1 protein-coding gene is annotated in these 842 nt (G+C 38.7%); it reads left to right on the top strand.

Features of this window, described 5'->3' with window-relative positions:
- Nucleotides 1-25: 25 nt before the first annotated feature.
- Nucleotides 26-842: mechanosensitive ion channel (locus ACRCJ0_RS16500; RefSeq protein WP_431391241.1), on the top strand; the 817-nt coding region annotated here is incomplete at its 3' end.

Here is an 842-nt window from a genome sequence, read left to right as displayed (position 1 = left end):
ATTATTAATTCTTGTTGCGTGGATCGTGGCAGTATTAGTGAAAAAGGCAGTTTCAAAAGGTTTACGAGCGGTGGGATTACCAGGTCGCTTCGTGAAATGGAATGTTGCAGAGACTGAGGATCAAGCGGAAACAACGATTGATACCATCGCGCAAATTCTATACTACATTGTTTGGGTGCTATTCTTACCAGGCATCTTCGATACATTTGGTTTGGCTTCTATTGCGACACCAATTCGTGATATGACAGCAAATGCTTTAGGGTTCTTACCATCAGTCGTTGGTGCAATCATTATTATGATTGTAGCGGTAGTGGTAGCGCGTTTAGTGAAACAATTAGTTTACTCACTAGTTAAAACAGTTAACATCGACAAGTATGTGGCTAAATTTACTGGTAACAAAACAGCAGACGGACAAACAGCAGATACAATTGCTAACGTACTTTCTTATGTAGCTTACATTGTTGTTTTCATTCCAATTGCAGTTGTAGCCCTTGAAACATTAGGGATTTCTTCAATTGCAACACCAATCATCGGTGTGTTAAATAGCGTAGCTGCTGCAATTCCAAATATCTTAGTAGCAGTAATCTTATTAGGTGTTGGATTTGCGATTGCTAAAGTCATTGGTGAGTTAGTACAAAACTTACTTGCGGGTACTGGTTTAAACAACTTATTCAACCGTGAAACTGGTGCAACAACTAAAAACATCAATGTTTCAGAAATCATTGGTCAAGTAGTTGCAGTAGTCATTGGTTTATTCTTTACGGTTGAAGCCTTAAACGTATTAAACTTAGCGATCTTAAACACTGTTGGTGCAGCAATCATTGCTTACCTACCGAACGTAC

This window comes from Aerococcus sp. L_32 (genome assembly GCF_050689315.1).
Note: the sequence above shows the minus strand (reverse complement) of the source record. Positions and strands in the feature narration are given on the sequence as shown.